Origin of the sequence: Azospirillum canadense (genome assembly GCF_025961225.1) — a bacterium.
Taxonomy (GTDB): Bacteria; Pseudomonadota; Alphaproteobacteria; order Azospirillales; family Azospirillaceae; genus Azospirillum; species Azospirillum canadense.
Genome location: NZ_JAOQNG010000004.1, coordinates 424,046 through 437,397 on the forward strand (window position 1 = coordinate 424,046; position 13,352 = coordinate 437,397).

General features: G+C 69.1%; 13 protein-coding genes. 10 read left to right on the plus strand and 3 right to left on the minus strand.

Annotated features, from left to right (window positions below):
• Positions 1-7 precede the first annotated feature (7 nt).
• Positions 8-511 (minus strand): MarR family winged helix-turn-helix transcriptional regulator, encoded by a 504-nt coding sequence (locus M2351_RS23520; protein ID WP_264658482.1) that lies wholly within the window; start codon positions 509-511, stop codon positions 8-10.
• 170 nt (positions 512-681) lie between these two features.
• Between M2351_RS23520 and M2351_RS23525 the strand changes: the two genes are divergently transcribed.
• The 5 genes from M2351_RS23525 (at position 682) to M2351_RS23545 (ending at position 4,730) form a co-directional block, all read left to right on the plus strand.
• Complete coding sequence (locus tag M2351_RS23525) at positions 682-1,590, plus strand: alpha/beta fold hydrolase (protein ID WP_264658483.1); 909 nt, start codon at positions 682-684, stop codon at positions 1,588-1,590.
• A 160-nt stretch (positions 1,591-1,750) separates the two neighbouring features.
• Positions 1,751-3,166, plus strand: a complete 1,416-nt coding sequence (gene pyk, locus M2351_RS23530; protein WP_264658484.1) for a pyruvate kinase — start codon at positions 1,751-1,753, stop codon at positions 3,164-3,166.
• A 77-nt stretch (positions 3,167-3,243) separates the two neighbouring features.
• Positions 3,244-3,552 (plus strand): cupin domain-containing protein, encoded by a 309-nt coding sequence (locus tag M2351_RS23535; protein WP_264658485.1) that lies wholly within the window; start codon positions 3,244-3,246, stop codon positions 3,550-3,552.
• A gap of 173 nt (positions 3,553-3,725) precedes the next feature.
• On the plus strand, positions 3,726-4,151 hold the full coding sequence (locus M2351_RS23540; RefSeq protein WP_264658486.1) for an organic hydroperoxide resistance protein: 426 nt from the start codon (positions 3,726-3,728) through the stop codon (positions 4,149-4,151).
• Positions 4,152-4,280: 129 nt separating this feature from the next.
• Complete coding sequence (locus M2351_RS23545; RefSeq protein ID WP_264658487.1) at positions 4,281-4,730, plus strand: acyl-CoA thioesterase; 450 nt, start codon at positions 4,281-4,283, stop codon at positions 4,728-4,730.
• On the opposite strand, the gene M2351_RS23550 is transcribed toward M2351_RS23545, so the two are convergent.
• The gene (locus M2351_RS23550) at positions 4,705-6,063 is read right to left on the minus strand and encodes an aminotransferase-like domain-containing protein (protein WP_264658488.1); all 1,359 of its coding nucleotides are present in this window, start codon (positions 6,061-6,063) and stop codon (positions 4,705-4,707) included. The two genes, M2351_RS23545 and M2351_RS23550, sit on opposite strands and share 26 nt — an antisense overlap.
• A 167-nt stretch (positions 6,064-6,230) precedes the next feature.
• Here M2351_RS23550 and M2351_RS23555 point away from each other — a divergent pair, with 167 nt between their 5' ends.
• The 3 genes from M2351_RS23555 (at position 6,231) to M2351_RS23565 (ending at position 9,761) form a co-directional block, all read left to right on the plus strand.
• Positions 6,231-7,523, plus strand: coding sequence for a hydroxymethylglutaryl-CoA reductase, degradative (locus M2351_RS23555; RefSeq protein WP_264658489.1), 1,293 nt, complete (start codon positions 6,231-6,233; stop codon positions 7,521-7,523).
• Between the two features lie 44 nt (positions 7,524-7,567).
• Positions 7,568-8,785: an ABC transporter substrate-binding protein gene (locus tag M2351_RS23560; RefSeq protein WP_264658490.1), complete on the plus strand. Its 1,218-nt coding sequence runs from the start codon at positions 7,568-7,570 to the stop codon at positions 8,783-8,785.
• Between the two features lie 115 nt (positions 8,786-8,900).
• Positions 8,901-9,761, plus strand: a complete 861-nt coding sequence (locus tag M2351_RS23565; protein ID WP_264658491.1) for an urea carboxylase-associated family protein — start codon at positions 8,901-8,903, stop codon at positions 9,759-9,761.
• Here the strand turns inward: M2351_RS23565 and M2351_RS23570 are convergent.
• Entirely contained in the window at positions 9,758-10,651 is an 894-nt protein-coding gene (locus M2351_RS23570; RefSeq protein ID WP_264658492.1) for a LysR family transcriptional regulator, read from the minus strand. The genes M2351_RS23565 and M2351_RS23570 overlap by 4 nt on opposite strands.
• A 158-nt stretch (positions 10,652-10,809) precedes the next feature.
• On the opposite strand from M2351_RS23570, the gene M2351_RS23575 reads away from it, so the two are divergent.
• Positions 10,810-12,093 carry an NAD(P)/FAD-dependent oxidoreductase gene (locus M2351_RS23575; RefSeq protein WP_264658493.1) on the plus strand — a complete coding sequence of 428 codons (1,284 nt, stop codon included), beginning with the start codon at positions 10,810-10,812 and terminating at the stop codon, positions 12,091-12,093.
• Positions 12,094-12,222: 129 nt separating this feature from the next.
• On the plus strand, positions 12,223-13,347 hold the full coding sequence (gene hppD / locus M2351_RS23580; protein ID WP_264658494.1) for a 4-hydroxyphenylpyruvate dioxygenase: 1,125 nt from the start codon (positions 12,223-12,225) through the stop codon (positions 13,345-13,347).
• Positions 13,348-13,352: the final 5 nt, after the last annotated feature.

Consider the following 13,352-nt stretch of genomic DNA (forward strand, 5'->3'; position numbering starts at 1 on the left):
GGTACGGTCACGCCTCACCCCGGGCGGCCTTCTGCAAATTGTCCCGCAGCCGCGCCACGGCCTTCTGGAGGACACGGAACTCGTCCGGCGGAAGGCCGGAGGCCGCCACCGTCAGCTCCCCGAACCCCAGCCCCTTCTCGCGGAGCTGGCGGCCGGCCTCGGTCAGGGCGACGCGGACGACGCGCTCGTCCTCATGGTCGCGCATCCGCGTGACGTAGCCCATGGCTTCGAGGCGCTGCAGCATCGGCGTCATGGTGCTGGGTTCGAGGAACAGCTTGTCGCTCAGGCTCTTCACCGTCTGCCGGTCCTCCTCCCACAGCGCGATGATCGTGATGTACTGCGGGTAGGTGGCGCCAAGCTGCTCCAACACCGGCTTGTAGACCCGGGAGTAGGCGAGGTTGGCGGAATAGATCGAGAAGCACATGAAATCGGCCAGCCTGGCGGCCTCCGACCGCTTGGCCGGTTGTTTCGGCGTTTCGCCTGGCGGCGTGTTGGTCGGCTTGCGGCTCATGGCGGCGCCCGGATTCCTTTATCACGATAATCATTATGATAGCGCGTTTGGGTGCCGCCGGCCATGCGGTCGCTCGGCCCTACGGTTGCTCGGCCCTGGCTTGGCCTGAGCGGACTTGGCCTGAGCGGACTTGGCCTGCACGATTGAGCGCTATCTTTATGAGCATGGACATGCTTGATCCCGCCGCCGACGCCATCATGCCCGGCTTCCGCCGCCTGGACCTGGACACCACCAGCGCCCGCATCCGCGTCGCCGTGTCGACGTCGAATCATAGCGGACCGCCGGTCCTGCTGCTGCACGGGCACCCGCAGACTCACCTGACCTGGTACCGGGTGGCGCCCCGGTTGGTGGAGGCCGGCTGCACGATCGTGGCCGCCGACCTGCGCGGCTACGGCGACTCGTCGAAGCCGCCGGGCGGGGAGGGGCACGCCAACTACAGCAAGCGCGCCATGGCGCTGGACCAGGTGGAGGTGATGCGGGCGCTGGGGCACGAGCGATTCGCCGTGGTCGGGCACGACCGGGGTGGGCGGGTGGCCCACCGCATGGCGCTCGACCATCCCGGCGCGGTGGAGCGTCTGGCCCTGCTCGACATCGCGCCGACCGCGACCATGTACGCCCGCACCAATCGGGAGTTCGCCACCCGCTATTTCTGGTGGTTCTTCCTGATCCAGCCCTTCGACCTGCCGGAACGGATGATCGGCGCCGATCCGGAACACTTTCTGCGCCGGCACATCGCCGGCCAGACCAAAAATCCGGGCACGGAGAACGAGGCGCTGTTCCGGGAGTATCTGCGCTGCTATCGCGACCCGGCGGCCATCCACGCCATCTGCGAGGATTACCGCGCCGCCGCCTCCATCGACCTGGACCACGACGCGGCCGACGCCGACGCCCGGGTGACCGCCCCGCTGCTCGCGCTGTGGGGCGCCAAGGGGACGGTGGGGGCGTTGTACGACGTGCTGGAGACGTGGCGGGAGAAGGCTTTGGACGTGCGCGGCCGGGCGCTCGACTGCGGCCACACCCTCCAGGAGGAGGCGCCGGACGAGATCGCGGCGGAACTGCTGCGCTTCCTGAAGGGTTGATCGGCCGCCCGCTTCGGCCACGGCGCTTTCTCCTCGAAGAAGGGGTAGGGGGTCTGATGCTCGCCGCCGTGGACGATATCCGGGTTGTCCTGATCGCGCGCTGACCATACTCTGCGCGCCAACGCCCCACCAAGGAGGCGGCCCAAGAGGCCGAGAGACAATGCGTCGTCACCGCCGCGCGAAGATTGTTGCCACCGTCGGACCGGCCAGCAATTCGCCCGAGATGCTGAAACGGCTGTTCATGGCCGGCGTCGATACGTTCCGTCTGAACTTCAGCCACGGAACCCACGAGGACCACGCCAAGGTCCACGCCGCCATCCGCGCCCTGGAGGCTGAGGTCGGCCGCCCCATCGGCATCCTCCAGGACCTTCAGGGTCCCAAGATCCGCGTCGGCACGATCCGCGACGGCAAGATCACCGTCAAGGCCGGCGAGACCATCCGCTTCGTGCTGAAGGGGGCTGACGGCGACAAGGATTCCATCCCGCTGCCGCACCCGGAGATCTTCGCGGCTGCCGCGCCCGGCCACCATCTGCTGATCGACGACGGCCGCGTGCGCGTCGAGATCACCGGCCTCAGCGACGACCACATCGACGCCAAGGTGCTGTTCGGCGGCACCATCTCCAACCGCAAGGGCGTCAACGTCCCCAACACGGTGCTGGAGCTGTCGCCGCTGACCGCCAAGGACCGCACCGACCTCGCCTTCGGGCTGGAGCTGGGCGTGGACTGGGTTGCCCTGTCCTTCGTGCAGAAGCCGGGCGACCTGCTGGAGGCGCGCGGCCTGGTCGGCGACCGCGCCGGCCTGATGTCCAAGATCGAGAAGCCGGCGGCGCTGGAGCGCATCGACGACATCATCCGCCTGTCCGACGCCGTCATGGTCGCCCGCGGCGACCTGGGCGTGGAGATTCCGCACGAGGAGGTGCCCGGCCGCCAGAAGGAGCTGGTGCGCGCGTGCCGTCTCGCGGTCAAGCCGGTGATCGTGGCCACCCAGATGCTCGACTCCATGGTCGCTGCCCCGACCCCGACACGGGCCGAGGCGTCGGACGTGGCAACGGCGGTCTACGACGGCGCCGACGCGGTGATGCTGTCGGCGGAGTCGGCGTCGGGCTCCTACCCCGTCGAGGCGGTGGAGATGATGGACCGCATCATCCGTTCCACCGAGCAGCACAAGCTCTACCGCTCGATCATCGACGCCTCCGCTCCGGGTGAGGAGCAGACGGCTCCGCATGCGGTGGCCGCGGCGGCGGCCGAACTGGCGGAGGTGATCCACTCCACCGCCATCGTGGCGTTCACCTCCAGTGGCACGACCGCGGCGCGCATCGCGCGCAAGCGCCCGGCGGTGCCGATCCTGGCGATCACCTCCGACCGCGCGGTGTCGCGCCGGCTGAGCCTGCTGTGGGGTGCCCACAGCGTGCTGTCGGCGGACATCCACACCTACGAAGAGATGGTGGAGCGCGCCATCAACGTCGGCCAGCTGGAAGGCTTCGTGCGCCCGAACGAAAGCATGGTCGTGGTCGCCGGCATCCCCTTCGCCCAGGCCGGCACCACCAACAACCTGCGCATCATCCAGGTGAGCTGAGGGCCGGGACCTCTCCGGAATACGGCCGGCCTTCGGTTCGGCCGTATTCCGAACACCAGAGACGGGAGGAGGACGGTATGCCCAGGACGGATGTGATCACGTGGAACGACCTTCCGGCGACCGGGGGTAACGGCGCGGAGCGGCGCGAGATTCCCGGCGCCGGCGCCTCGTTGAAGCAGATCGTGATCAAGGCCGGCACGGTTGCCGCGCGTCACAGCCACGATCACGAGCAGTTCCTCCTGGTGCTTGACGGGCTGGCCCGCCTGGAAACAGAGGAGGGGACGGTCGAGCTGCGCCCCGGCATGGTCGTCCGCTTCGACCCCCAGGCCTGGCACGCTGCGGAGTTCCTCCGCGACACGGTGCTGGTCGAGGTGAACCTCAATTAATCCACTGATTCTATAGCGGAAGCCCTTCTCCCCCAAGGGGAGAAGGGCTTCCCCCTCCTATACGATTGCCGCTCTTCAAGCAGCGGCAGCGTGACAGAAAGCGCCTGCCGGCTGTTGAGGGGGACTGTCGAGGAGGGCCGAAGGCCCCCTCACTTCAACCAGGGAGGACCGACATGCCTGTGGATGTGAAGTATCGGGCCGAGGCGACCGCGACCGGCGGGCGCGACGGACGCGCCAAGACCGCCGATGGGGCCTTGGACGTCAGGCTCACGACGCCGAAGGAACTGGGCGGCGGCGGTGGCGACGGCAACAATCCGGAACAGCTGTTCGCCGCGGGCTATTCGGCCTGCTTCCTGGGTGCGATGAAGTTCGTCGCCGGGCAGGAGAAGATGCAGGTGCCCGCCGACACCACGGTCACCGCCACGGTCGGCATCGGCCCGCGGTCGGAAGGCGGCTTCGGGCTTGAGGTCGACCTGAAGATCGCCATGCCGGGCGTCGACCGGGCCAAGGCCGAGGCGCTGGTCGAAAAGGCCCACCAGGTCTGCCCCTATTCCAACGCGACCCGCAACAACGTGCCGGTCCGGCTTCAGGTCGTTTGACGCTTTCTCTCTGCCTTGAGCGTGGCCGGGGCTCGTCCGGGTTCCGTGGGCGGCCCATATGATGGCCGTCGGGACCCGGGCGGCGGCACCGGATCCCTCCGCAACCGGTGAAACGGGAGGGCACGCGTGGTGGAGCGCAAGAGTGAGGAGCGGGCGGACTATCGGCATTTCCTGACCATCCCGACGCGGTGGATGGACAACGACGTCTACGGCCACGTCAACAACGTGGTCTACTACAGCTATTTCGATACGGTGGTGAACCGCTACCTGATCGACGCCGGCGCGCTGGAGATCGAGACCAGCCCGGTGATCGGGCTGGTGGTCGAAACGGGCTGCCGCTACTTCGCGCCGATCACCTTCCCCGACCGGGTGGACGCCGGCTTGCGCGTGGCGCGGCTCGGCAACAGCAGCGTGCGGTACGAGGTCGGGCTGTTCCGCAACGACGACCCGGCGCCCGCAGCCAGCGGCCATTTCGTGCATGTCTATGTGGACCGCGAAACGCGCCGCCCGGTGCTGCTGCCGGACCCCCTGCGCGCGGCGCTGACACCCCTGGTCACCGGCCCAGCTGATCCCGCATGAACTCGACAAAGCGCGGGTCGCCGGCGTAGGCGACGTTGATGCGCATGGCCGGGACGGCCAGCGCCTTTCCGGGCACGAAGACGGAGCCGGGGGCGAGGAAGATGCCGCGCTCCGCCGCGTCGCGGACCAGCGCGCGCTCCTCCGTGCCTTCCGGCAGCTCGCCCCACAGGTAATAGCCGCCGGTCGGTGGGATCGGCATGCGGAGGCCGAGTTGGCCCAGCGCGCCCACCGCTTCCTCGGTCGCGGCCTCGACGCGCGCCTTCAGCCGGCGCAGGTGGCGCAAATACTGTCCGCTGGCGATAACGCCGTAGACGATGCGCTCGACGAAGTCCGATGTGCTGACGACGGTCAGCATCTTCAGGTCGCACAGCGTGTTGATCAGCGCCGGCTTGGCCGCCACATAGCCGACGCGCAGGCTGGCCGACAGGGTCTTGGAGAAGGTCCCGACGTAGATCACCCGCTCCAACTGGTCCAGCGTGGCAAGGCGCGGGCTGGCGGCCGGCAGGATGTCGGCGAAGGGGTCGTCCTCCACCACATGGAAGCCGTGCTGCTCTGCGATCTGGAGCAGGCGGTGGGCAACGGCCGGCGTGATCGACCCGCCGGTCGGGTTGTGCGCCAGGGACTGGGTGAAGAAGACCTTGGGCTTCAGCCGCGTGGCCAGGGCGGCCAACTCCTCCAAATCCGGCCCGTCGCCGCGCCGCCGGACGCCGGCGATCTCCACCTTGGCGAGCTTCAGCTTGCCGAACAGCGGGTAGTAGCCGGGGCTGTCCACCAGCGCCACGTCGCCGGGTTCCAGCAGCTGGCGGGCGACGAGGTCGAGGGCGTGGTTGGCGCCCTGGGTCAGCAGGATCTGCTCCGGCGCCACCTTGATCGAGCGTTCTGCCAGGGTCAGTGCCAGCCGTTCCCGCAGGGGAAGGAAGCCCCAGGGGTTGCCGTAGCCGTGCTCGGACGCCGCCGGCGTGTGGCGCGGCTGGCCGCCCACCTCGAAGCGCTCCATCCAGGACGGTGGCGGGCGCCCGTCGCCGACGCGGACCGCATAGTTCTGCACCAGCTGTTCGCGCAGAAGCGAGACGAAGTCCGCGGCCTCCGCCACGTGGGACGGCCGCTGCTCCGGCGACGGGCGGCGGACGCGCGCCACGTAGTAGCCGGAGCCCTGCCGGGCCTCCAGATGGCCGAGCGCCACGAGCCGGTCGTAGGCCTCCGCCATCGTGTTCTTGGACACGCCGTGTTCGAGCGCCCCGGCGCGGACGGACAGCAGCCGCTCCCCCGGCTTCAGCAGGTTGCCGTCGATCATGGCCGCGATCTTCGCGACGATGCCGTCGACCCGCGTCATTCCCGTCCTCCAGCGCCGAAATTGTCCCACCCCCTGGACTGGTACAGTGTCCCGGGAAATTTCGCAAACTGTCCCTTCCATTGTCCCTTGAGTATACGGATCATCAGCGCGACGGAAGGAATGCAAGAACGCTTCCGGGAACGTTGGACCAAGAGGAGAGGACGGTCTTGTCTCACGCCCACCGCAACGCGCGCATCCCCGGCTTCCACCGCAAGTCCCCGCAGGAGCGGCTGCGCATCGTTGCCGAGTTCGCCGGCCTGGATTCCGCCATCACCGAGCGGCTGGCCGACACCGGCGGCCTGGACCTGGACCTTGCGGACCGGCTGGTGGAGAACGTCGTCGGCTCGATGAACATCCCGCTGGGCATCGCCACCAACATGAAGGTGGACGGCGAGGACCTGCTGATCCCCATGGCGACGGAGGAGTCCTCCGTGGTTGCGGCGGTCTGCAACGCCGCCCGGCAGTGCTACGACGCCGGCGGTTTCACCACCTCCATGTCCGGCACGCTGATGATCGCGCAGATCCAGGCGATCGACGTGGCCGACCCGCACGCCGCGCGCCTGCGCGTGCTGGACCGTCGCGACGACATCAAGGCGCTCTGCGACGGTTGCGACCCGGTGTTGCTGAAATTCGGCGGCGGCTTCCGCGATGTGGAGGTGCGCGTCATCGACAGCCTGGGCGGGCCGATGCTGGTCACCCACCTGATCGTCGACACCCGCGACGCCATGGGCGCCAACGCCGTCAACACCATGGCGGAAACACTGGCGCCGCACATCGCGCAATGGACGGGCGGGCGCGTGTATCTGCGTATCCTCTCCAACCTCGCCGACCGGCGGCTGGCGCGGGCGCACGCGGTGTGGCCGCTGGATCAGATCGCCGTCAATCAGATGAGTGGCGAGGCGGTGCGCGACGGCATCATCAGCGCCTACCACTTCGCGGCGGCCGACCCCTACCGCGCGGCCACGCACAACAAGGGCATCATGAACGGGATCAGCGCCGTCGTGCTGGCGACCGGCAACGACACCCGCGCCGTGGAGGCCGGCGCCCACGCCTACGCTGCCCGCCAGGGCCATTACGGCAGCCTGACCCGCTTCGAGGTGACCAAGGACGGCGCGCTCAGCGGCTCCATCGAGCTGCCCATGGCGGTTGGGCTGATCGGTGGGGCGACCAAGGTGCATCCCACCGCGCAGGCCAGCCTGAAGATCCTGGGCGTCACCAGCGTGGAGCGGCTGGCCCGCATCATCGCGGCGGTTGGGCTGGCGCAGAACTTCTCCGCGCTGAAGGCGCTGGCGACGACCGGCATCCAGAAGGGGCACATGGCGCTGCACGCCCAGAACATCGCCATGATGGCCGGCGCGGTCGGCGAGGAGATCGAGCGCGTCGCCCGCATCCTCGTGGAGCGCGGAACGGTCCGGCAGGACGTCGCCCAGGCGGTGCTCCAGGAACTGCGCGGCGCCTGAAAGCCCGCAAGAACGACGATAAAGAAGAAGGACAAGGAGGAAACATGAAGGCGCATCGGATTCTGGCGACGGCAAGCGTGGTGGCGTTGCTGTGCGGGGCAGGCGGCGCGTCGGCGGAGATCGCCGGCAAGCGCGTCAAGCTGGGCGTGCTGACGGACATGAGCGGCTTCGCGTCGGATTCCACCGGCATGGGCTCCCTCGTCGCGGCCCAGTTGGCGGCGGAGGACTTCGCCAAGGAGTTGCCCGGCGTGACCATCGAGGTCGTCCAGGCCGACCACCAGAACAAGCCGGACATCGGCGCGGCGACCGCCCGGCGCTGGCTGGACCAGGAACAGGTGAACGCCATCCTGGACGTGCCCTTCTCCTCCGTGGCGCTGGCGGTGAACGAGGCGCTGCGCAACTCCAAGGCCGTGTTCGTCGCCTCCGGCCCCGGCACGACGGAGCTGACCGGGCCGAAATGCTCCCCGAACACGATCCACTGGACCTACGACACCTGGGCGCTCGCCAACGGCACGGCGCGCGCGGTGACGGAGGGCGGCGGCAAGAGCTGGTACTTCCTGACCGCTGACTACGCCTTCGGCCACGCGCTGGAGAACGACGCCTCCGCCGTGGTCAAGAGCCTGGGCGGGAACGTCGTGGGCAGCGTCCGCCATCCGCCGAACGCGTCGGACTTTTCCTCCTATCTGCTCCAGGCGCAGGGTAGTGGCGCCAAGATCATCGGCCTCGCCAACGCTGTCGGTGACACCATCGGGTCGGTCAAGCAGGCGACGGAGTTCGGCATCACCACCGGCGGGCAGCGTCTGGCGGCGCTGCTGATGCAGTTGAGCGACGTCGCCGCCGTGGGCCTGAAGGACGCGCAGGGCCTGTACCTGACGGAAGCCTTCTACTGGGACCTGAACGCCGGGACGCGCGCCTTCGCCGACCGCTTCGCCGCCAAGATGAACGGGCGCCGCCCGACCGGCAATCAGGCCGGCGTCTACGCCGGCGCGTTGCATTACCTGAAGGCGGTGAAGGCCGCCGGCACCACGGACGGGACGGTCGTGGCCGCCAAAATGAAGGAGATCCCGACCGACGATCCCCTGTTCGGCAAGGGCACTGTCCGCGCCGACGGGCGCGCCGTGCACGACATGCTGTTCTTCGAGGTCAAGTCGCCCGACGAGTCCAAGGGCCCTTGGGACTTCTACAAGCTGGTGAAAACGATCCCCGCGGCCGAAGCCTTCCGCCCCCTCGACCAGGGCGGCTGCCCGCTCGCGAAGAAGTAGTGGCGTCGGGGTCGCGAGACTTGCAAGCGGCCCTTGGTTAGGATGAGGGGGCGCCCCCTCACCCTAACCCCCTCCCCAGGGGGGAGAGGGGATTTGGCATTCGGGAGAGTTTCTTGTGAAGTTGGACAAGTTCGAACGCGCCGAACCGCAGGACGCCGCCGCACGCCGCGGTGTTCGGCCGGTGATCTGTTACCCCGTCGACAGCCTCGCCCCGCCCGACCTCGCCGCCTACCGCGCGGCGCGCCAGGGCTGGCGGAAACTGTCGGAGGTGGTGGTGCCGCCGCGCGACGCCCGCACGTTCGAAGTGCCGGCGGGATGCTTCTTCCGCATCGTCAGCATTGATGGGCCGCAGGTCGGCGACCTGAACCTGTGGGCGGCGCAAAATCTGAATGAGCGTTTCTTCTCCGGCAAGACGCGCGCGCTGCACGGCACGCACCTGTCCACCGGCGACCGTCTCTGGTCCTGCCTGCCCTTCCTGCGCCCCATGGCGACGATCACCGAGGACACGCTGGACTGGTACGGCTTCGACGAATTCGGCGGCTCCGTCCACGACGTCATCGGGACGCGCTGCGACCCCTACACCCACAAACTGCTGAGCGGCGGCGAGTATCACCACTGCTGCCACTCCAACCTGACGCGCGCGCTGGCCGGCCACGCGCAGCGCCCGACGGCGGAGGTGGAGCCGGCGGTGCACGACGTGCTGAACGTCTTCATGTGCACGGGCTTCACCCGCGACACTGGCCAGTATTTCATGAAGGCGAGCCCGGTGCGGCCCGGCGACTTCCTGGAGTTTTTCGCGGAGATTGACCTGTTGGGCGCCCTGTCCGCCTGCCCCGGCGGCGATTGCAGCGCGGAGCATTCCAGCGACACGGCTGCCTGTTACCCGCTGCTGGTCGAGGTGTATGAGCCGGTGGCTCCGCCGCAGGGCTGGACCTCGCCGCCGCGCAACGGCTACAGCGGTGACCACGGCTTCTAAGCGGCCGCCGCCTCGCGGGCGATCCAGCGCCGGAAGGCCTGGAGCGGGGGATAGCTCTCCCGCCGGGTCGGCCAGGCGAGGTAATAGCGCCCGGCGCTTTGCACGGCGCCGGGAATTGCTTCGACAAGGTCGCCGCGCGCCAGCTCCGCCTCGAACAGGAAGCGGGGCAGCAGGGCCACGCCCATGCCGGCGGTGGCGGCCTGCGCCGCCGTGGCGAACTGGTCGATCAGCATGCCGCGCACGCCGTCCGGCGCCACGCCCATGGCCGCGAACCAGCGCTCCCACGCGTCGGGCCGGGAGACGAGGTGCAGGAGGGGGGCGGTCAGCAGGTCCTCGGCCTTCGCGAACCGGTGCCGGTCGCGCAAATCAGGGCTGCAGGCCGGCACCACCGTCTCGCGCATCAGCGGGTCGAGTTCGGCGCCCGGCCAGTCCGGCGCCCCGAAATGGATGGCGGCGTCCAGCGGATCCAGCTGGAAGTCGAAAGGCGCCAGCCGGGTCGTCAGGTTGACGGTGATCCCCGGATTCTCGGCGACGAAGCCGGGCAGGCGCGGCGCCAGCCAGCGCGTGCCGAAGGTCGGCAGGATGGCGAGGTTCAGCGTGCCGCCGCGCGGGTTGGCGCGGAAGTTCAGCGTGGCGGTGGAGATGTGCTGCAACGCCTCCCGCACCTGCTGGGCGTAGGTCTCCCCGGCCAGGGTCAGGCGGACGGTCTGGCGTTCGCGCAGGAACAGCTCCGCCCCCAGCACCTCCTCCAGCGCGCGGATCTGGCGGCTGACTGCGCTCTGGGTCAGGTTCAGCTCCGCCGCCGCGGCGGTGAAGCTCTGGTGCCGGGCCGCCGCCTCGAAGGCGCTCAGCAGGGACATGGAGGGCAGGAACCGCCGCACGATCGCCACGCCACGTCACCCCTTCGCTGGCCGCCACACTCATTCCGAACCGTCATGACGTTACACGGCGAATTCGTTTGAAACAACGGGGCGCGCGGGCGACGATTGTGCCCGGCGCGCATGACCTGCGCCGCCGACAGGACAACGCCGAAGCCGGAACCACTCCCATGAAGAACGATCCGCGCAGCCATGGCCTGTGGGAGCGCTCCGCTCCGCCGGCCCCCGCGACCACCCCGCTGTCCGGCGACGTCGAGGCCGACGTCGCCATCGTCGGCGGCGGCTTCACCGGCCTGTCCGCGGCCCTGCACCTCGCCGAAGGCGGCGCCTCGGTGGTCGTGCTGGAGGGGGTGGAGATCGGATTCGGCGGGTCGGGCCGCAACGTCGGCCTCGTCAACGCCGGCATGTGGGTGATGCCCGACGAGCTTCCCGGGGTGCTGGGCGACGTGCACGGCCAGCGGCTGCTCGACCTGCTCGGCAACGCGCCGAGCGTCGTCTTCGACTTGGTCCAGCGGCACGGCATGGCGTGCGAGGCGGAGCACCGCGGCACCCTGCATTGCGCCGTCGGGCCGCAGGGCTTCTGGGAACTGCGGGAGCGCGAGCGGCAGTGGAAGGAACGCGGCGCGCCCGTCCAGCTGCTCGGGCCAGAGGAGACGGCGCGCAAGGTCGGGACGAAGGCCTACGCCGGTTCCCTGCTCGACCTGCGGGCGGGCACCATCCAGCCACTGGCCTACGCCCGCGGCCTCGCGACCGCCGCGATCAAGGCCGGGGCGGTGATCCACACCGGCAGCCCGGTCGTCTCGGCCACGGACGAGGGCGCGGCGTGGCGCCTGCGCACGCTGGGCGGCACGGTCCGCGCGACGCAGGTCATCGTCGCCACCAACGCCTACACCAGCGGCGTGTGGCCGGAGGTGCGGGGCGAGTTGGTCCATCTGCCCTACTTCAACATGGCGACCACGCCGCTCAGCGAGGATCTGCGGCGCTCCATCCTGCCGGAACGCCAGGGCGTGTGGGACACGCGCGAGGTGCTGAGTTCCTTCCGCTTCGACCAGCAGGGCCGGCTAGTCTTCGGCAGCGTCGGCGCGTTGCGCGGGACGGGCCTGCCGGTCCACCGCGACTGGGGCCGGCGGGCGCTGGCCAAGCTGTTCCCGCAGCTGCGCGGCGTGCGATTCGAGACGGAATGGTACGGCAAGATCGGCATGACCGCCGACAACCTGCCGCGCTTCCACCGGCTGGCGCGCAACGTCGTGTCCTTCAGCGGCTACAATGGGCGCGGCATCGCGCCGGGAACGGTGTTCGGCCGCTGCCTCGCGCAGCTGGTGTCCGGGGCGATCACCGAAGCCGACCTGCCGCTGCCGGTCACCGCCCCCGAGGCCGCCCAGCACCGCGCCGCGAAGGAGGCCTATTACGAGGTTGGCGCCCAGATCGCCCACATCGCCGGCGCGCGGATCTGACGGGCACACGCCGTTCCCCACCCACGGTGCCCGGACGCCCATCGGCCGTTTGGACACTGGAAATTGTTCGCTTTGAAACTATATAAGGAGGCAACAGTTCCGCCCCATTCGAGGTGAAGAGGTCACCCCATGACGACTTCCAGCACGAGGACGTTCAGCACGGCCGCGCGGGCGCGGATCACCGACGACAATCCAATGGGCACCGACGGGTTCGAGTTCGTCGAGTACGCCTCGACGGAGCCGGAAAAGCTCGGCGCGCTGTTCGAAACCATGGGATTCCAGCCTGTCGCCCGGCACCGGTCGAAGGACGTGACGCTGTACCGCCAGGGCGACATCAACTTCATCGTCAACGCCGAGCCCGACAGCTTCGCCCGCCGCTTCGCCCAGGCGCATGGGCCCTGTGCCTGCGCCATGGCCTTCCGCGTCGCCGACGCCAAGCACGCCTTCGAACGCGCGGTCGCCCTGGGCGCCACGCCGGTGCCGAACCCGGTCGGACCGATGGAGCTGAACATCCCGGCCATCGAGGGTATCGGCGGCAGCCTGCTCTATTTCGTCGACCGCTACGGCGACAGCGGCTCCATCTACGACGTCGATTTCCGCTGGACCGGGGAACGCGAGGCGCGGCCCGTCGGCGTCGGCCTGCACACCATCGACCATCTGACGCACAACGTCCACCGCGGCAACATGGCGCGCTGGGCGGGCTTCTACGAGAAGCTCTTCAACTTCCGCCAGATCCGCTACTTCGACATTGAGGGCAAGCACACCGGCCTTTTCTCCAAGGCGATGACCAGCCCGGACGGCAAGATCCGCATCCCGATCAACGAGAGCGCCGACGACAAGAGCCAGATCGAGGAATATCTGCGCGACTACAAGGGCGAGGGCATCCAGCACGTCGCGCTGGAAAGCAGCGACATCTACCACACGGTGTCGAAGCTCGCCGAGAATGGGCAGGAGTTCATGCCGGCGCCGCCCGACGCCTATTACGACATGGTCGACCAGCGCCTGCCGAACCATGGGGAGCCGCTGGACCGGCTGCGCGAGCTTGGTCTGCTGATCGACGGCGGCGGGGTGGTGGAAGGCGGGCACGCCCGCGTCCTGCTGCAAATCTTCTCCAAGACCGTGATCGGCCCGATCTTCTTCGAGTTCATCCAGCGCAAGGGCGACGAAGGCTTCGGGGAGGGCAATTTCCGCGCCCTGTTCGAGAGCATTGAGGCCGACCAGCTCCAGCGCGGCGTCATCGGGCCGGACGCCTGACGGCC